The organism is Ensifer sp. Root954, assembly GCF_001429005.1.
Classification (GTDB): domain Bacteria; phylum Pseudomonadota; class Alphaproteobacteria; order Rhizobiales; family Rhizobiaceae; genus Ensifer; species Ensifer adhaerens.
Genome location: NZ_LMJM01000024.1, coordinates 1 through 17,675 on the forward strand (window position 1 = coordinate 1; position 17,675 = coordinate 17,675).

Annotated in this window: 14 protein-coding genes; 9 read left to right on the forward strand and 5 right to left on the reverse strand. The window is 63.9% G+C overall.

Annotation, left to right across the window (positions count from 1 at the left end):
- Nucleotides 1-275 precede the first annotated feature (275 nt).
- Nucleotides 276-2,153 (reverse strand): DNA helicase RecQ, encoded by a 1,878-nt coding sequence (gene recQ, locus ASE71_RS17890; RefSeq protein ID WP_060518675.1) that lies wholly within the window; start codon nucleotides 2,151-2,153, stop codon nucleotides 276-278.
- Nucleotides 2,154-2,347: 194 nt separating this feature from the next.
- Between recQ and ASE71_RS17895 the strand changes: the two genes are divergently transcribed.
- Entirely contained in the window at nucleotides 2,348-3,187 is an 840-nt protein-coding gene (locus ASE71_RS17895; RefSeq protein WP_210338234.1) for a glycosyl transferase, read from the forward strand.
- 52 nt (nucleotides 3,188-3,239) lie between these two features.
- Here the strand turns inward: ASE71_RS17895 and dnaG are convergent, their stop codons facing one another.
- Nucleotides 3,240-5,252, reverse strand: coding sequence for a DNA primase (dnaG, locus tag ASE71_RS17900; RefSeq protein ID WP_060518677.1), 2,013 nt, complete (start codon nucleotides 5,250-5,252; stop codon nucleotides 3,240-3,242).
- Between the two features lie 215 nt (nucleotides 5,253-5,467).
- On the opposite strand from dnaG, the gene ASE71_RS17905 reads away from it, so the two are divergent.
- A complete protein-coding gene (locus tag ASE71_RS17905; protein ID WP_060518679.1) occupies nucleotides 5,468-6,373 on the forward strand; it encodes a hypothetical protein in 906 nt (301 codons plus the stop codon).
- A gap of 6 nt (nucleotides 6,374-6,379) precedes the next feature.
- Here the strand turns inward: ASE71_RS17905 and ASE71_RS17910 are convergent, their stop codons facing one another.
- Nucleotides 6,380-6,829, reverse strand: a complete 450-nt coding sequence (locus tag ASE71_RS17910) for a GatB/YqeY domain-containing protein (RefSeq protein WP_034789028.1) — start codon at nucleotides 6,827-6,829, stop codon at nucleotides 6,380-6,382.
- Between the two features lie 326 nt (nucleotides 6,830-7,155).
- On the opposite strand from ASE71_RS17910, the gene carA reads away from it, so the two are divergent.
- Complete coding sequence (carA, locus tag ASE71_RS17915) at nucleotides 7,156-8,361, forward strand: glutamine-hydrolyzing carbamoyl-phosphate synthase small subunit (protein WP_034788670.1); 1,206 nt, start codon at nucleotides 7,156-7,158, stop codon at nucleotides 8,359-8,361.
- An 82-nt stretch (nucleotides 8,362-8,443) separates the two neighbouring features.
- On the opposite strand, the gene ASE71_RS17920 is transcribed toward carA, so the two are convergent.
- The gene (locus tag ASE71_RS17920; protein ID WP_060518681.1) at nucleotides 8,444-9,334 is read right to left on the reverse strand and encodes a LysR substrate-binding domain-containing protein; all 891 of its coding nucleotides are present in this window, start codon (nucleotides 9,332-9,334) and stop codon (nucleotides 8,444-8,446) included.
- 116 nt (nucleotides 9,335-9,450) lie between these two features.
- Between ASE71_RS17920 and ASE71_RS17925 the strand changes: the two genes are divergently transcribed.
- From ASE71_RS17925 to ASE71_RS17935, 3 genes are all read left to right on the forward strand, one after another.
- Nucleotides 9,451-10,212, forward strand: coding sequence for an SDR family oxidoreductase (locus ASE71_RS17925; RefSeq protein WP_060518683.1), 762 nt, complete (start codon nucleotides 9,451-9,453; stop codon nucleotides 10,210-10,212).
- On the forward strand, nucleotides 10,209-11,123 hold the full coding sequence (locus ASE71_RS17930; RefSeq protein ID WP_274533437.1) for an NAD(P)-dependent oxidoreductase: 915 nt from the start codon (nucleotides 10,209-10,211) through the stop codon (nucleotides 11,121-11,123). Before ASE71_RS17925 ends, ASE71_RS17930 begins: the two co-directional genes overlap by 4 nt.
- Before the next feature lie 165 nt (nucleotides 11,124-11,288).
- On the forward strand, nucleotides 11,289-11,594 hold the full coding sequence (locus ASE71_RS17935) for a hypothetical protein (protein ID WP_060518687.1): 306 nt from the start codon (nucleotides 11,289-11,291) through the stop codon (nucleotides 11,592-11,594).
- Nucleotides 11,595-11,723: 129 nt separating this feature from the next.
- Here the strand turns inward: ASE71_RS17935 and ASE71_RS17940 are convergent, their stop codons facing one another.
- The gene (locus ASE71_RS17940; protein WP_034788681.1) at nucleotides 11,724-12,926 is read right to left on the reverse strand and encodes a pyridoxal phosphate-dependent aminotransferase; all 1,203 of its coding nucleotides are present in this window, start codon (nucleotides 12,924-12,926) and stop codon (nucleotides 11,724-11,726) included.
- A gap of 458 nt (nucleotides 12,927-13,384) precedes the next feature.
- On the opposite strand from ASE71_RS17940, the gene ASE71_RS17945 reads away from it, so the two are divergent.
- The 3 genes from ASE71_RS17945 (at nucleotide 13,385) to ASE71_RS17955 (ending at nucleotide 17,669) form a co-directional block, all read left to right on the forward strand.
- Complete coding sequence (locus tag ASE71_RS17945) at nucleotides 13,385-15,739, forward strand: marine proteobacterial sortase target protein (protein WP_060518689.1); 2,355 nt, start codon at nucleotides 13,385-13,387, stop codon at nucleotides 15,737-15,739.
- Nucleotides 15,729-16,397 (forward strand): class GN sortase, encoded by a 669-nt coding sequence (locus ASE71_RS17950; RefSeq protein ID WP_060539226.1) that lies wholly within the window; start codon nucleotides 15,729-15,731, stop codon nucleotides 16,395-16,397. The genes ASE71_RS17945 and ASE71_RS17950 overlap by 11 nt, the downstream gene beginning before the upstream one ends.
- Nucleotides 16,398-16,481: 84 nt before the next feature.
- Nucleotides 16,482-17,669, forward strand: a complete 1,188-nt coding sequence (locus ASE71_RS17955) for a PQQ-dependent sugar dehydrogenase (RefSeq protein ID WP_060518693.1) — start codon at nucleotides 16,482-16,484, stop codon at nucleotides 17,667-17,669.
- Nucleotides 17,670-17,675: the final 6 nt, after the last annotated feature.

Genomic DNA, 17,675 nt, shown 5'->3' on the forward strand with positions numbered 1-17,675 from the left:
TCCGACTTGTACAACCCGGCCGTCTTCAGGCCCTCGAGTTCTGAACGGAGATGGGTGAGGAAGGCTGAAGTCATGGCGCTCTCGCTTCAAGAAAACATCGCGTGCCTGACGAGTATCATGACGGCTTTTGACTTGCAGCAAAATCCGGCGCTCGGCCGCATCCAGCGTAAAAACGACAGGCCATTTCAAGGCGAGATGGCGGGCCGGAAATATTGTGTCGCGAAGCGCTTCGCCACAGACATTTTCCGACGACGGAGACGCGGGGCCTACCGCCATCACCCGTCGAGATACCCGTCAATGACCGCCAGAAATGCCTCGCCGTAGCGTTCGCGTTTGCTTTCGCCGATACCGGGAATGTCGAGCAGTTCGTCGAGGTCGCGCGGGCGTTCCTTGGCAAGCGCAATCAAGGTCGCATCGGGGAAGACGACATAGGGCGGGACGTTCAGATCCTTGGCGATCGAGAAGCGCTCGGCGCGCAGCAGTTCGAAAAGTTCGAGATCGGACCCGGCCAGATCGGCCCGTTCGCGCTGCGATCCCGACTTGGCGCCGCGCGCCGCCTTGCCCGAGGTCGGGCGGTCCTTGCGGAAAAACACCTGGCGCTCACGCTTGAAGACGGCGCGGGCCTCCGGTTCGAGCTTCATCGCCCCGAAGGCCGCGTGGTCGACGCTGATCAGGCCCGCCGCCAGCAATTGCCGGAAGACCGATTGCCAGGTGCGAGCCGGCAGGTCCTTGCCGGCGCCGAAGACGGGCATGTCGACGTGGCCGAAGCGCTCGGTCTTCTCGTTGACCGTGCCCATGAGCACATCGACCACATGGCCGGTGCCGAAGCGCTCGCCGGTGCGATAGACCGCGGCCAGCGCCTTGATCGCCGCTTCCGTCCCGTCCCAGGTCTCGACCGGCTTCAGGCAGGTGTCGCAATGGCCGCAACGGCCGGGATGGGCCTCGCCGAAATGCGCAAGGATCGCCTGGCGGCGGCAGCCCGCCGTCTCGCAGATCGCCAAGAGCGCGTTGAGCTTGCCGCGCTCGATGCGCTTGATGTCATCCGCGGCCCCACCCTCGTCGATCATCCGGCGGCGCTGCAACACATCGGCCATGCCATAGGCCATCCAGACCTCAGAGGGCTGCCCGTCACGACCGGCGCGGCCGGTCTCCTGGTAATAGGCCTCCACCGATCCCGGCAGGTCGAGATGGGCGACATAACGCACGTCGGGCTTGTCGATGCCCATGCCGAAGGCGACGGTCGCAACGAGGCAGAGGCTCTCTTCTTTCAGGAAGGCGTCCTGATGCCTGTCGCGGAGCGCGCGGTCCATGCCGGCATGATAGGGCAGCGCCCGGATGCCTTGCGCGTTCAGCCATTCGGCCGTGTCCTCGACCTTGGCGCGCGACAGGCAATAGACGATGCCGGACGCCCCTTTGAAGCGGGAGAGAAAGCGCAGCAATTGCTGGCGCGGCTGGTCGCGCTCGACGATTTCATAGGCGATGTTCGGCCGGTCGAAGCTGGTGGTAAACACCTCGGCATTGCTGAGCGCCAGCCGCTCGACGATGTCGTCGCGGGTGTGCGGATCGGCGGTGGCAGTGAGCGCGATGCGCGGCACGCCGGGATAGCGCTCGGCTAGCAATCCGAGCGCGCGGTACTCGGGGCGGAAATCATGGCCCCATTGCGAAACGCAGTGCGCCTCGTCGATGGCAAAAAGCGCGATTCGGGCATTGCCTATGAGATCGGCGAAGCCGTCGGTGACGGTCCGCTCCGGCGTCACATAGAGAAGGTCGAGCGTGCCGTCGTGGATCTGGCGCCTGACCGCAATCGCCTCTTCGCGCGTCAGCGACGAATTCAGCGCAGCCGCATTGACGCCAAGCTGTTTCAGCGCCTCCACCTGATCGCGCATCAGCGCGATCAGCGGCGAGACGACGACACCCAATCCGGGCCGGCAGAGCGCCGGGATCTGGAAGCAGAGCGACTTGCCGGCGCCGGTCGGAAAGAGAACGACGGCATCGCCGCCAGCGGTCACATGCTCGACCACTGCCTGCTGCTTGCCGCGAAAGGCAGAATAGCCATATACGCGTTTCAGCACGTCGAGCGGTGCCTGGCCGGCTTCGTCGAAGAGCTTGCTGGCAGCGCTTCTTGAGGGCGTCGCCCTTTCGACGAACTCCATCACATCTCCTTCGGGAATCAGCTTAGGCCATCATGGCCAGATGCGCAGGCAATGCCATAGCCCTTGCCGCAACTGAAGAGACAAGGGCTGTTTTTCCCGGCAGGCCCTGCTGCGCTTCACCGGGGATTGCCCCGACAGCTTGACCTTGATAACGCATCGGTACTTTAGTGGCGCGCAGAAATCGGGACGTGATTATGGCAAATATTCTAGCGGCGAGCGGCGGCGTCAAGCAGATCATCTGCATCAACTGGGGTACGAAGTACGGCGCACCGTTCATCAACCGGCTCTACGCCATGGTGGCGCGCAACATCACCCCGCCCTTCACCTTCACCTGCTTTACCGACAATCGCGACGGCCTGCGTCCGGAAATCCTGTGCGAGGATTTGCCGCCGCTGGACATCGGCGAAATGCCCAAGAACACGCCCGGCATCTGGCAGAAATCGCGGCTGTGGGGGCCGAAGCTCGGCAATCTCAAAGGCCCCGTCCTGTTCCTGGACCTCGACCTGGTTATCGTCGGATCGCTCGATGGTTTCTTCGAGGAGGGAGAACCGGACGACGTCATCCTCGCCCGCAACCAGACGACGCCGTTCGAGCGCCTCGGCCAGACCTCGCTGTTTCGCTATCCAGTCGGCAAGCTGGTGCCGTTGCAGGAGAAGTTCCGCGCCGACCCGCAAGGCATTGCCGACGAATACCGTTTCGAGCAGCGCTTCGTCACGCGCAATGCGCCGGGCGGGACCAAACTTTTCCCCCGCCGCTGGGTCCTGCATTTCCGGCAGGACTGCCGCCGGCCGTTCCCGCTCAACTTTTTCCTGGCACCCCGACTGCCCAAGGACGCGCGCGTCGTGCTGTTCCCGCGCAACCTCCTGCCGCAGCATGCGATCGAAGGCCGCTTCGGCAAGAAGGACAAGGTCTCCACCCCGCTTGGCCATATCCTCGGGCTGTTTGCATCCGACCGTTACGAGAAGAATGCGTTTCGCTATCTCCGGCACTACCTTCGCCCATCGCCATGGGTGGCCGATCATTGGCGCGAATAGTCGAGACTTCGCCGAGAACAGGCCTGCTTTCGCTGCGGCGAAAACCCAGCAGCTAGCGCGCCGCCGGCCCCTTCACGCGGCCTGAAAGCACGCCGAAGCCCTCGATGATCGCTTCCTGGTTTTCAAGCCGCGTCACTTCGTGCTGCACTTCCTGAAGCGTGCGCAAAAGCTGTGGCACGGCTTCGAGGTCGCCCTCCTCGGTCGCATGGGCCAGTTCGCGTTCGAGCTCGCGCACCTGCCAGTGCAATGCCTTCGAGCGCTGGTGCAGTGCCAGCGCCTGCAGATATCCTTCGCGGGCGTCCTCGGGCGCGGCCGCTGTCGTCGCGGTCCAGAGCCGCGCATAGCGGATCTGCTGGTCGATCGCGGTAATCAGCGCACCAAAACCCTCCGCCTGCAATTGTTCGAGCAGATCCTCGCGGTTCAACCGCGGCCCCTGCGCAGCCGCAGCGTTCAGCACCGCCGCCCAGCAGCGCTGCAGCTCGCGGTGGTCGAACTCGATCGTCGAGATCTCGTCATATTCGTCGAACAGCAATTGCGGGTGGTTGACGATGGTGAGTGCCAGAACGCTCTCTCTCAGAAGCGGCGCCACCTGCTGTCCGCTGACCAGTGTCGAGCGCGCCAGCCGGTCGGAGATTGCCGTCGGCCCGCTCGCATTCGGCCCCCGTGGCTGACCGGCACCGCGTGCTCCGCCGCCACCGCCCTGCCGGCCGCCGCGTTCAAACGGGCGCCGCTCGCCCCGCCCTGCCCCTGAGGATTGCAGGAAAGCGTGAAGCCGGTCGCGCATGTCCTGGCCATAGTGCCGGCGCACGCTTTCGTCGGCGATCACGGATGTCACCTGCTTCAGTCGCGCTTCGAGCTCGGCGCGCTTTTCCGGCGTGTCGAAAGCGCCGCCCTGGACCTCGCGCTGCCAGACCATCTCGGCGAGCGAACGGGCGTTGGCGAGCACCTTGTCGAAGGGCCCACGGCCCTCCTGACGCACGAGGTCGTCGGGATCCTTGCCGTCCGGAAGCATGGCGAAGCGGACCGAACGACCGGGCTTCAGATGCGGCAGCGCCAGGTCGACGCCGCGGTTTGCGGCACGAATGCCTGCCCCATCGCCGTCGAAGCAGAGCACCGGCTGCGACGTCATCTTCCACAAGAGATCGAGCTGGTTTTCGGTGAGCGCCGTGCCGAGCGGCGCAACGGCGTTTTCGACGCCCGCCTGATGCAGCGCGATCACGTCCATGTAGCCTTCGACGGCGATGATCGTTCCGGCCGCATCGTCCTGCCCGACGTCACGTGCGGCTCCTTGCGAAGCACGGCGCGCGCGGGCGAAATTGTAGAGCACGTTGCCCTTGTGGAAGAGCTCGGTCTCGTTCGAGTTCAGATACTTGGCCGGTGCGTCCGGTGACATGGCGCGGCCGCCAAATGCGATGACCTTCTCGCGCGACGACAGGATCGGGAACATGATGCGGTCGCGGAACCGGTCGTAGGAAACCGGCACGTCCGGCCCGTGCACCACGAGGCCGCAGGCCTCGATCTGTTCCTTGCCGACACCCTTGCCGGCGAGATGTTCCTTGAGCGCATTGCGGCTGTCGGGCGCGTAGCCCAAACGAAAGGTCTCGATCGTGCGCCCCGTCAGCCCGCGCTCGCGCAGATAGGCGCGCGCCTTGGCGCCGTTGGCCGTCTGGAGTTGGTCCTCGAAGTACGCGGTCGCCAGCTCCATCACGTCGAGCAGGCTTGTACGTTCCTTCTCCCGGCGCTCTGCCTGCGGATCCGGTTGCGGCATGGCAACGCCCGCCATGTCGGCGATCTGCTGCACGGCTTCGGGAAAGCTCAGGCCTTCGAGATCGGTGAGAAAGCGGAAGTGGTCACCCGAGACACCGCAGCCGAAGCAATGGTAGCGGCCCTTGCGGTCCTCGCAGTGAAAGCTCGGCGACTTCTCGCCGTGAAAGGGGCAGCAGGCCCAATAGTCGCCGCGCGAGACGTTGGTCTTGCGCCGGTCCCAGCTAACGCGCTTGGCAATCACGTCCGAAATCGGAACGCGATCGCGTATCTCGTCAAGAAAGGACTGTGAAAAGCGCATGGATACCTCTGGTCGATCCTCCATATAGGCGGCATGGCCGGCGGGCGCTACAACAGTGATCCTGCTTGCACGCTATTCACAGGAGCGAAACGGGAATCGCACGCCGGATGCCCAATCAAAAGTTGTATATGAATATTTTCTGAAGACCAAAAGTAGCACTTGACACCCCTTTGACGAAAAGGATCAATTCGCCGTCTCGAATTGGATCACTTGCCATGGCCATTTCCGTCAAAGTGCTCGCCTCCAGTCCGGCTTTCTTCGGCGCGGTGCTGAGCTATGCGCGCGGCATGGTGGAGATGTATGCGGCAAACCCGCGGCTCGCCTCTATCTTTGCCTCGCAGCAGCGCTGGCTGATGGCCCAATCCGGGCTTGCACTTTATCACGACCGCGATCCGGATGATCCCTCGAGCGGTCTCTACAGCGGCCGTTTCATCAACTATGCCGTCATGCACGGGATCGCCAGCCGCAACACCGCGGCATCCTTCGTGCAGGAAATGGTTACCTACCGCTTCGCCCGCTACATCACGGTGCAGCCCGACAAGCGCAGCCGGCCGCTGGAGCCTACCGAGGCAGCACTCGACTATGTCTGGAAATGGATGCAGTCCCATCTGGCCATCCTCGACGCCTTCGATGGCCAGTCGCGGCTGGCACGCCTAGGCGAAGAGCAGGACCAGTTCGGCCGGCTGCAGGCCGCCGTCGCCCACGCGCTTGTCGGCAACGACACGGTCCGTCGTCCAGGCCCGACCTTCGATCTCTTTACCTGGGTCAATTCCGGGGGCGTGGTGATGGACGATCTCTTTTCCCGCATCGGCGCCTTCGACCCCGAGGCGGAGCGCCTCGCCATAGGGCCGGTTTCGCCGAGCGATCTCAGCGAACGCTTCATCATCTCCAAGACCCACCTCAAGCGGATCTTCGACAAGGCAGCCCTTTTGGGCAATATGGGGTGGGAGCGGTCGCCCGGACGCGGCGCGGTCTGGCTGTCCAAAGCCTTCATCCGTGAATACTGGGATTACCAGGCGGAGAAGTTCGCGCTCATCGATCGCGCATTCGAAGCGACGTTTCCGGCGAAAGCCGAGGTGGCGACGCCCGTCTTATCGCAACGGGCGGCGGCACTGACTTGAGCGGAGCTACTTGAGCAGTTCCTTCACCAGGCCGGAGGCCTTGGCGAAGTCCATCTGGCCGGGATAGCGCTCCTTGAGCACGTTCATGCACTTGCCCATATCACGCAGGCCATGTGCGCCGGTTTCGGCGATGACCGAGGCGCAGAGTTCCTTCACCTTTGCCTCCGGAAGCTGGGCCGGCAGGAACTGGTTGATGATGACGATTTCCTCACGCTCCTGCGCGGCAAGCTCCGGCCGGCCGGCGTCGTCGTAGATACGAGCCGATTCTTCGCGCTGCTTGATCATCTTGGCGAGGATCTGCAGGATGTCGTCATCGCTAACCGGGTCCTTGCCGAGGCCCCGATTGGCAATGTCCCGATCCTTGATCGCCGCCTGGATCAGCCGCACGGTCGAGGTACGCCGTGCGTCCTTGGCTTTGAGGGCTTCCTTCAGTGCGTTAGCGAACAGGTCGCGCATGTCCATACTCCATGTCAAAACCGGCCCGCGGTGCTCTGCCCGGAACCGGTTCGAAACCATCATTGTTGTCGTCGTCTTAAACCAGTGTGACAGGCGCAATCAAACGGAATACGCAACCGCTTGAATTATAAGGAATTTTATTTCCCGACAATTCACAGCGGCCGGTTGACCCGGCTAAGCGCTTTGGGTATTTTCCCGCACCTGCACAACATCGGCATGAGAGCACTTTTCCGCGGGGTTTCCGCGCGTCCATGCCTGAGCAAAGAAATGGCGATCGACTGCCGGGCTTTCAAGCCCCCGCTTCGCGCCGCAACGGGATAGGAACGATGACCGCGACACCCGCATGGACCACTGAAAAACCAACCGCACTGCTCGTTCTGGCCGACGGCACCGTGATCGAGGGCAAGGGCATCGGCGCGACCGGCAAAGTGCAGGCGGAGGTCTGCTTCAACACGGCGCTGACGGGCTACCAGGAAATTCTGACGGACCCCTCCTATCTCGGCCAGATCGTCACCTTCACCTTCCCGCACATCGGCAACATCGGCGCCAATGACGAAGACATCGAAGACCTGACGCCGGCAGCACGCCACGGCGCGGTCGGCGTCATCTTCAAGGCCGACATCACCGAGCCGTCCAACTACCGCGCCGCCAAGCACCTCGACGCCTGGCTGAAGGCCCGCGGCATCATCGGCCTTTGCGGCATCGACACCCGCGCGCTTACTGCCTGGATCCGAGAAAACGGCATGCCGAACGCCGTCATCGCCCACGACCCCTCGGGCGTCTTCGATATCGAGACGCTGAAGAAGGAAGCCAAGGCCTGGAGCGGCCTCGAAGGCCTCGACCTTGCCAAGGTCGCGACCTCCGGCCAGTCGTCGCGCTGGGACGAGCAGCCCTGGGTCTGGAACGAAGGTTATTCGACGCTCGGCGAAACCGATGCCGCCTACCATATCGTCGCGCTCGACTACGGCGTGAAGCGCAACATCCTGCGCCTCTTTGCCGGCCTCAACGCCCGCGTCACGGTCATGCCGGCCACGACCAGCGCCGACGAAGTGCTGGCGCAGAAGCCGGATGGCATCTTCCTGTCGAACGGCCCCGGCGACCCGGCAGCAACCGGAAAATACGCCGTGCCGGTCATCCAGGACCTGCTCAAGACCGACATCCCGGTCTTCGGCATCTGCCTCGGCCACCAGATGCTGGCGCTGGCACTCGGCGGCAAGACCGAAAAGATGCACCAGGGCCACCACGGCGCCAACCATCCGGTCAAGGACCACACCACCGGCAAGGTCGAGATCGTCTCGATGAACCACGGCTTCGCAGTGGATTCGAAGTCGCTGCCGCAGGGTGTTGATGAGACTCACATCTCGCTCTTCGACGGCACCAATTGCGGCCTGCGCGTCGCCGGCAAGCCGGTGTTCTCGGTCCAGCACCACCCGGAAGCCTCCCCCGGCCCGCAGGACAGCCACTATCTCTTCCGCCGCTTCATGAACCTCGTGCGCGAGAAGAAGGGCGAACCGGCGCTCGCAGAGCGCTAAGCGACCGATCGAGACAAGCTTCGAAGGCCCGCTCCTAGCGGGCCTTTTCTTTTCGAGCATGCGCCTTCGCTGCCGCCCAGCCTCACTCTCCTGGCAGATGCGTGACGATGAAGTCGACGACGGCGCGAACCGACGGCAGTTGCCCGCGCCGATGCGGCATCAACAGCGTCGTCGTCACGCTGCCTGCCTCCCAATCGGCAAGCACACGCACAAGACGTCCAGCCTCGATTGCCGCCCGACAGATCTTTCTCGGTAGCGCGGTGATGCCAAGACCGGCGACGGCGGCCTCGAGCAACACGTTGGATTCGTCAGCGAGGAACCGCGGCATGGGGCGCACCCTGACGACCACGCCCGCGTCGTTGCGCATCGTCCATCCCTCCGAGGCCAGGGAGGCCAGCAGCCCGTCGTGGCGCGAAAGGTCGCTCGGTTCGCGCGGGTGCCCGCGATTTTCCAGGTAGGCGGGCGCTGCCACGAGCAGGATGGCATCGTTTGCCACCCGCCGCTGCACCATGCCGGAATCGGGCAGCGGTGCGAAGTGATCGCGCACCGCGATGTCGAAGCCTTCCTGCACCACATCGACGAAACGGTCTGTCGCGTGCAGCATCACCCGCATCTTGGGATAGGCCCGCGCCAGCGGCGGCAGCAGCCCCGCCAGCATCATCTGAGCCGTCGGCACAGAGGCGGTGATCCTCACCGTTCCGCTCGGTTCGGCAAGGCGCCCCTTGACGATGGCTTCGGCCGCCTCCGCCTCTATCAACATCGCCGAGGCATGCCGGTAGAAATCCTCGCCTATCTCCGTCACGGTGAAGCGACGCGAAGTTCGGTTGATCAGCCGGACACCAAGCGTCTTTTCCAGCTCGGCCACGCGCTTGCTCAGCGTCGATTTCGGCACGTTCAGCGCCCGCGCCGCCGGCGCGAATCCCTTGTGATCGACCACATGGGCAAAGACGATGAAGTCGTTGAGATTGCGCATCGCGGGCCTCCAATGTCTACAAACGTGGACGATACATCCACGTTTGCGCGTCTTACGCAATATCGTCCACGAAATTATCTCTTCCTCATCGAAGCCTGATATCGAAGGAAAAGACAATGGGTATCTATCAAGACAAGAAAGCCGTCGTCATCGGCGGCACGCATGGAATGGGTCTGGCGACGGTCGAGCGGCTCGTCGACGGCGGCGCCGAGGTGCTTCTGACCGGAAACAACGAAGAGAACCTCGCCCGGATCCAGCAGCGCTTCGGCGACCGCGTTCATGCGGTAAAGTCAGATATCGCCGATCTCGGCGAGATCGCTGTACTCGGGGCGACGGTCGGGCAGAAGCTGGGTTCGATCGATCTCCTGCACGTCAACGCCGGCACATCGCTGCTCGAGCCATTCGACCAGGTGACGGAGGCCTCCTATGATCGCCAGTTCACCATCAACACCAAGGGTGCCTTTTTCACCGTCCAGCGGCTGGCGCCTCTGATCCGCGACGGCGGCTCGATCGTCTTTACCTCGTCGGTTGCTGATGTCGGCGGCCATCCGGGAATGGCGGTCTATAGCGGCAGCAAGGCGGCGCTGATCTCGTTTGCCTCCGTCTTTGCCGCCGAGCTTCTGCCGCGCGGCATAAGGGTCAACTCGGTCAGCCCCGGCTTCATCGATACGCCGACCAAGGGCGTGGCGGGCGTCACCGACGCCGAACGAGCCGAGTTCAAGGCGCTCGGCGATGCGATCACCCCGATGGGCCGCAACGGCACGGCGGACGAAGTCGCCCGCGCCGTGCTGTTCCTCGCCTTCGATGCCACCTTCACCACCGGCGCCCGCCTCACCGTCGACGGTGGCCTCGGCCAGCAATTGTCGCCGGCGGCCTGAAGCGGGCCAGAGCGGGGAACCAGGAGCGGAGAAACACGATGTCCAAATCCAAATCCATCTCCATCATCGGCCTCGGCGCCATGGGCACGGCACTTGCCAAAACCCTCATCGACGCGGGCAACACCGCCACCGTCTGGAACCGTACGTCCGCGCGGGCCAACGCGCTGGTTGCCCGCGGCGCTCGCCGGGCAGCAACGGTCGCCGAAGCCATTGCGGCCAGCGATGTCCTCATCCTATGCCTCACCGACTACGCCGCCGTCGAAACGACGCTGGCAGATGTCGGCCCCATGCTCGCAGGCAAGACCGTCATCAACCTCACCAACGGTCGCCCGGATGAAGTCCGGGCGGTCGCGGCCCGCCTTGAAGCGTACGGCGCACGCTATCTCGACGGAGGAATCATGGCGACGCCGCCGATGATCGGCACACCGGATGCCTTCATTCTCTGTAGTGGCAGCGCCGATGCTTTCGAAAAAACCAGGGAGCAATTGGCCGCCTTCGGCCAGAGCCACTATCTCGGCGAGGATCCTGTTCTCGCCGCGGTCAGCGACCTCGCCTTGCTGTCGGCGATGTACGGTCTCTTCGGCGGCTATCTGCACGCAACGGCGCTCGCCGGCAGCGTCGGCTTCACCGCGAAGCAGTTCCTGCCGCTGGTCGAGCCCTGGCTTGCCGCGATGATGACGGCGCTGCCTGATTATGCCGAACGGATCGACAGCGGCGACCACGGCCGCGACGTGATGTCGAACCTCTCAATGCAGTCGGTGGCGATCACCAACATCGTTGCCGCAAGCCGCAGCCTGGGCATCGATCCGGCCTTCATGGAGCCGATCGAAAGGCTGGCAAAAAGGCGCCTCGCCGCCGGCTTTGGCAGCGACGAGGCCTCCGGCCTCATCGAGGCGATGCGGGGCAAATAGAGGGCGGCCCCAGCGGTCCGGATGCAAGCGCACGCCGATGATGCTCGCCAACGCGCCGCAAGCAAACAACAAGCAGATGGCCCGCGGTCGAAACGCCGCGGGCCATCTGCTTGTTGTTGACCCTCGGCCACCCTTCGCGCATCCTCACCGCAACTGGAGGTGACGATGATTACAGGTCCACAGTGCCGCGCCGCCAGGGCGCTGATCGAAATTTCGCGCGAAATGCTTTCGAGCTTTTCCGGCGTCGACGAGGAGACGATCCTCAAGTTCGAGCGCAAGCTGGAGAAACCCGGCGACGCCGTGATCCTCTCGTTGAAGCATGCGCTCGAAAATGCCGGCGCGGTGTTTCTGCCCGAGGGCGAACGCGGCATCGGCGTACGGCTGAAGTTCACCCGCTCCGAGGCCCGCCGCCTCTCGATCCTCGAAAGCGAAGGTGGCATCGTTGGCGACGACGAGGTTCCCGGCGCCTGAGAATGAAACCTGATTTCAAGGCTTTAGCCGGCTGACTTGAATCAGTATGGCCAACGGTTGAATCGGTTTACGAACGAAAAAACCCGCCGTTGCCGGCGGGGTCTTTTTTTGAAAGACGGTCGCCCCCGCTTACTTGCAGGCGGCGCAGAAACGCTGGATTCGGCGGCAGGCTTCCTCGAGCTGGGCTTCCGAGGTCGCATAGGAGATGCGGAAGTTCGGGCCGAGGCCGAAGGCCGAACCGTGGACGACGGCGACGCCTTCGGATTCCAGCAGTTCCGACACGAAGTCTTCGTCCGTCTCGATGACCTTGCCCGACGGCGCGGTCTTGCCGATCAGGCCGGCACAGGACGGATAGACGTAGAAGGCGCCTTCCGGCGTCGGGCACGAAATGCCCTTGGCCTGGTTCAGCATCGACACGACGAGATCGCGGCGGCCTTCGAAGATCTTCTTGTTTTCGGGAATGAAGTCCTGCGTGCCGTTCAGCGCCTCGACGGCCGCCCACTGGGCGATCGAGGTGGCGCCCGAGGTCTGCTGGCCCTGGATCATGTCCATGGCCTTGATCAGCTGCAGAGGGCCGGCGGCGTAGCCGATGCGCCAGCCGGTCATGGCATAGGCCTTGGAGACGCCGTTCATCGTCAGCGTGCGGTCATAGAGACCGGGCTCGACCTCGACCGGGGTCGCGAACTTGAAGTCGCCATAGGTCAGGTGCTCGTACATGTCGTCGGTGAGGATCCAGACATGCGGGTGCTTCATCAGCACATCGGTCAGCGCCTTCAGCTCGGCATGGCTGTAGGCGGCACCCGACGGGTTGGACGGCGAGTTGAAGATGAACCACTTGGTCTTCGGCGTGATCGCCTTGTCCAGATCTTCGGCCTTGAGCTTGAAGTTGTTCTCCTGCTTGGTCGAAACCGTCACCGGCGTGCCGCCGCACAGCGCCACCATCTCCGGGTAGGAAACCCAGTAGGGCGCCGGGATCACGACTTCATCGCCGGCGTTCAGGGTCGCCATGAAGGCGTTGAAAAGAATCTGCTTTCCGCCGGTGCCGACGATCGTCTGGGCGGCGGTGTAGTCGAGGTTGTTCTCGCGCTTGAACTTCTTGGCGATCGCTTCGCGCAGTTCCGGGATGCCGGAGACCGGCGTGTACTTCGTCTCGCCGCGATTGATCGCGTCGATGGCGGCCTTCTTGATATTGTCGGGCGTGTCGAAGTCCGGCTCACCGGCGCCAAGGCCGATGACATCGCGGCCTTTCGCTTTCAGCTCACGGGCTTTCTGCGAAACGGCGATGGTGGCGGAAGGCTTTACACGGGAAAGGGCATCGGCAAGGAAGGCCATGGGTGAAGGTCCTGATCGTTTCGAGACGAGGTGATCGCTACGGAACGAAAAGGCAGGCTCCATAGCGGTTAGGTCTATGTCGAAAGACGCCCGGTCTTGCAAGCGCCGGATAGGCAAAAACGCCGGAAACGCGGGCAAAAAGCGTCACCATGACAAAGTTTCATGAATGCGATCAGCATCGTCGATCGGAGGTCGCGACACCGAGCGATGCATCACCGTCCGTCGAGCGCCGACAAAACGGATTGTGGCACCCGTTCGAACGGCCACGAAACGTAACGGCCAGAAACGGTTGGTGATCGCGATTTATTCAAAAAAATCAGCGCAATCCCGCAATTTTTCAAATGCCATAATTTAGCCACCACAACTGTCGCGGAACGCCGCAATTCCGTCCAGCAACAGCCGGTTTCCGGGCTTTTCCTTCGATGATCCGAACACATTCGCATTACGGGGGTTATGCAATGTTTCTCGACGACGAAATCGCTTCCATGAAGACACGGCAGAGCGAAGCGCGCTGGGGCATGTACCTGGCGCTCGCAGCCCTTGCCGCCTGCATCCTGATGTTCATCGGCCTGATGACCCAGGCGACCGCGCAAACTGCTGATGCCAAGCCGCGGCAGCTGGCGGGCTACGTTCGCCCCAACGACATCGGCACCGGCGCCCTGCTCTTTCCGTCGAAGGAGCCGGGCTATTTCGTCGAGGCGCCGCGCCTTGCGACCGACGTTCAGATCGACGTCAACGGCCCGATCATGCGCACCCGCGTCACCCAGCGCTTCGAGAACCCGAGCAAGGGCTGGGTTGAGGGCACCTATGTCTTTCCCCTGCCCGAGGATTCGGCCGTCGACACGCTGAAGATGCAGATCGGCGACCGCTTCATCGAGGGTGAGATCAAGGCGCGTGAGGCGGCCAGGGAGATTTACGAGCAGGCAAAGGCCGAGGGCAAGAAGGCAGCGCTTCTCGAACAGCAGCGCCCGAACATCTTCACCAACCAGGTCGCCAATATCGGTCCCGGCGAAACGGTCGTCGTGCAGATCGAGTACCAGAGCGCGGTCCGCCAATCGAACGGCCTCTATTCGCTGCGTTTCCCCATGGTCGTGGCGCCGCGCTACAACCCGCAGCCGATCGTTCAGACCGTCGATCTCGACAGCCGCACCGGCTATGCCGTCAGCGACCCGGTCCCCGACCGCGAGAAGATCGAAGCGCCGGTCCTCGACCCCAAAGAGAACGCCAGGATCAACCCCGTCACACTGACGGTGAACCTCAAGGCCGGCTTCCCGCTCGGCGAAGTGAAATCAGGCTACCACGACGTCGATATCGCCAATCTTGACGATCTCAGCCGCCGCGTGACGCTGAAGGGCGACAGCGTGCCTGCCGATCGCGACTTCGAGCTCACCTGGAAGGCGATCGAGGGCAAGAGCCCCTATGCCGGCCTGTTCCGCGAAACGGTCGGCGGCAAGACCTATCTGCTTTCCTTCGTCACCCCGCCGGCAGCAGCAAACGAGGCCGACGCCAAGCCGGTCAAGCGGGAGATCGTCTTCGTCATCGACAATTCCGGCTCCATGGCCGGCCCGTCGATGGAGCAAGCCAAGGAGAGCCTGGCGCTCGCGATCTCCAGGCTGAAGCCGGAGGACCGTTTCAACGTCATCCGCTTCGACGACACCATGTCGGTGCACTTCCCCGAGCTGGTCGAAGCGACACCGGATAAGCGGGAGGACGCAATCGCCTATGTGCGCGGCCTGACGGCCGATGGCGGCACCGAGATGCTGCCAGCGCTGGAAGCGGCCCTTCGCACCCAAGGACCGGTCCAGGCCGGCGCGCTTCGCCAGGTGGTCTTCCTGACCGACGGCGCGATCGGCAACGAGACGCAGCTTTTCGAGGAGATCCAGAAGAACCGCGACGAGGCTCGCGTCTTCACCGTCGGCATCGGCTCTGCTCCGAACAGCCACTTCATGACCAAGGCGGCCGAATATGGCCGCGGCACCTTCACGCTGATCGGCTCGGAGAGCGAGGTCGCCGCGCGCATGGGCGAGCTTTTCACCAAGCTCGAAAGCCCCGCAATGACCGATATCGCCGCGAGCTTCGAGGGCGCCTCGGCGAGCGACATCACCCCCAACCCGATGCCCGATCTTTATCGCGGCGAGCCCGTGGTGCTGACGGCCGAACTCGACGGCACCGCACCCGAAGGCAAGCTGCAGATCCTCGGCAAGGCCGGCGACCAGCCCTGGCGGGTGGAGATGGACATCGCCAAGGCCTCGACCGGCGAAGGCATCGCCAAGCTCTGGGCGCGCCGCAAGATCGACGACCTCGAGGCGAGCGCGTCGACGATCGCCGACCCGGCGACCCTCGACAAGCGGATCGAGACGGTGGCACTTGCCCACCATCTGGTCTCCCGCGTGACCAGCCTCGTTGCCGTCGACGCGACGCCGTCGCGGCCCGCCAGCGAGAACCTGAGCGAAACGAAGCTGCCGCTCAATCTCCCCGCCGGCTGGGACTTCGGAAAGGTCTTCGGCGAAGCCCCTGTCGAGACTGTCCCCGGCAAAGTCGACGAACGTGACGCCGCGCTCGAAAGCCGAACCAAGCTTGCGATGGTCACGGCCGACCGCATGCTGGCCGCACCGACGGCGCGGGCGGCAGGTCTGCTCGCGGAAGCCAACAACCAGGTCGCCCTGCCGCAGACGGCAACGGAGGCCGACAAGCAGATCCTGATCGGCCTGATGCTGCTCGTCTTCGCTCTGCTTGCCGGCACGACCTTTGTCTACTGGCGGGCGCCGATCGCCGCCGTCGTGCTTGCCGGAGTGCGCCGCCGTGGCCGCTGACAAGGATCAGTCCGAGCCACGGCCGGGCTTTCTCGCCCGCCTCTCGGCGGTCGAAACGATCGTGCTCGCGATCATCTCGCTCATCGCCCTTGCCGGTCTGCTTCTGATCGGCAAGGGCTTCTACATGAAGGCCAAGGCCGAGGTCTCGCAGGTGCTTCTGAAGCGTACCTTCGAGGCGCAGCTGCACGGCAACCCGGATGGCAAGCCCTGGCCCTGGGCCGATTTTCAGACAGCCGCGGAAATCTCGGCGCCACGGATCAACCGCTCGGCGATCGTGCTCCAAGGCGCAAGCGGCGAAGCGCTGGCCTTCGGGCCCGCCTGGCTGACGACGACGCCGCTCCCCGGCGACGAAGGTACCTCGGTCATCGCCGCCCATCGCGACACGCATTTTCGCTGGCTGAAGGAGGTCAACCCCGGCGACCTTCTGGTGCTGACCCGCAAGGACGGCCGCCGCTTCCTGTTTAGGGCCGGCGAAAGCCGGGTTGCCCGCTGGGACGAAAGCGGCATCAACGCGTCCGCCAGCGGCCACCATCTGGCGCTCGCCACCTGCTGGCCCTTCGACGCGATCGAGCAGGGACCGATGCGCTACATCGTCGACGCAGAACTCATCGGCGAACAGCGTCCGGTACCGCTGACGACGGGCTCGATCTCGAAATAAACCGCTTTTGATCGGATGTGACTTGAACCGCTCCGTCGATCGCCCCAGCTTGCCTGCTGAACGAGTCGGTGTGGGAGAAACGGAATGCGGCATACGGGCGCTGGAACATCGGGACGGGCGGGCAAACGGTCGCGTGCGGTCGGAATCCTGGCGGTGTCCGTTGCGCTGGCAACGTTTGCTCCTCCGAGCGCCGGGGCACAGGATGCCCGCGAGTTTCCGAGCGAGCACGGTACCGTGCGTGTCGAGACGCTCGCGACCGGGCTTGAACACCCCTGGTCCGTCGAGGCACTCCCCGATGGCGGCCTGATCGTCAGCGAGCGGCCGGGACGGCTGCGGATCCTGCGCGACGGCAAGCTCTCGAAACCGCTGACGGGCGTGCCCGAGGTCGCCGAGCGTGGCCAGGGCGGCCTGCTCGACATCGCGCTCGATCCCCGTTTTGCAGAAACCCGGACGCTCTACTTGACGATGGCTGCCAACGGCAAAGGCGGCTACGGCACCGTCGTCGTACGGGCAAAACTCGCCGCCGACGGAACCGGGCTTATCGACGTCAAGGAGCTCTTCCGGATGAGCAAGTTTACCGGCAAGGGCCAGCATTTCGGCTCGCGCATCGCAATCGCTCCCGATGGCAGCCTTTTCTTCGGCATCGGCGATCGCGGCGAAGGCGACCGGGCGCAGGACCCGCGCGATCATGCCGGCGCCATCCTGCATATCAATGCCGACGGCAGCGTTCCCGGATCGAACCCTTATGGCGGCGGCACCGGCGGCCTGCCGGAGATCTGGTCGAAGGGCCACCGCAATCCTCAAGGGATCGCCTTCGATCCGAAGGACGGCACGCTTCTGACGGTCGAGCACGGCGCGCGCGGCGGCGACGAGATCAACAATCCGAAGCCCGGCCACAATTACGGCTGGCCCGTCATTACCTACGGCAAGGACTATTCCGGCGCTGAGATCGGCGAAGGCACGGCGAAAGAAGGCCTCGATCAGCCGCTCTTCTATTGGGATCCCTCGATCGCGCCTGGCGCGCTTGCCGTCTATCGCGGCGAGATGTTTCCCGAATGGGATGGCGATCTTCTGGTGGCGGCGCTGAAGTACCAGTTGCTCGCCCGGCTCGAACGCGACGACAGCGGCGCGATCGGCTCCGAGGAGCGGCTGTTCGACGGCGAATTCGGCCGCATCCGTGACGTCGTCGTGGCACCCGACGGCGCCTTGCTGATGGTGACGGACGAGGAAGACGGCGCCGTGCTCAGGGTCTCCAAGGCGGCGACGCAATAGCCGGCG

Bases quoted from the DNA above. Each gene is read 5' to 3' on its own strand.
- ASE71_RS17910 (WP_034789028.1), bottom strand. From the start codon at position 6,829: ATGCGCGACCTGTTCGCTAACGCACTGAAGGAAGCCCTCAAAGCCAAG.
- dnaG (WP_060518677.1), bottom strand. From the start codon at position 5,252: ATGCGCTTTTCACAGTCCTTTCTTGACGAGATACGCGATCGCGTTCCG.
- ASE71_RS17920 (WP_060518681.1), bottom strand. From the start codon at position 9,334: ATGCGCAATCTCAACGACTTCATCGTCTTTGCCCATGTGGTCGATCAC.
- ASE71_RS17935 (WP_060518687.1), top strand. From the start codon at position 11,289: ATGATTACAGGTCCACAGTGCCGCGCCGCCAGGGCGCTGATCGAAATT.
- ASE71_RS17940 (WP_034788681.1), bottom strand. From the start codon at position 12,926: ATGGCCTTCCTTGCCGATGCCCTTTCCCGTGTAAAGCCTTCCGCCACC.
- ASE71_RS17895 (WP_210338234.1), top strand. From the start codon at position 2,348: ATGGCAAATATTCTAGCGGCGAGCGGCGGCGTCAAGCAGATCATCTGC.
- ASE71_RS17905 (WP_060518679.1), top strand. From the start codon at position 5,468: ATGGCCATTTCCGTCAAAGTGCTCGCCTCCAGTCCGGCTTTCTTCGGC.
- ASE71_RS17925 (WP_060518683.1), top strand. From the start codon at position 9,451: ATGGGTATCTATCAAGACAAGAAAGCCGTCGTCATCGGCGGCACGCAT.
- recQ (WP_060518675.1), bottom strand. From the start codon at position 2,153: ATGGAGTTCGTCGAAAGGGCGACGCCCTCAAGAAGCGCTGCCAGCAAG.
- ASE71_RS17955 (WP_060518693.1), top strand. From the start codon at position 16,482: ATGCGGCATACGGGCGCTGGAACATCGGGACGGGCGGGCAAACGGTCG.
- ASE71_RS17945 (WP_060518689.1), top strand. From the start codon at position 13,385: ATGTTTCTCGACGACGAAATCGCTTCCATGAAGACACGGCAGAGCGAA.
- carA (WP_034788670.1), top strand. From the start codon at position 7,156: ATGACCGCGACACCCGCATGGACCACTGAAAAACCAACCGCACTGCTC.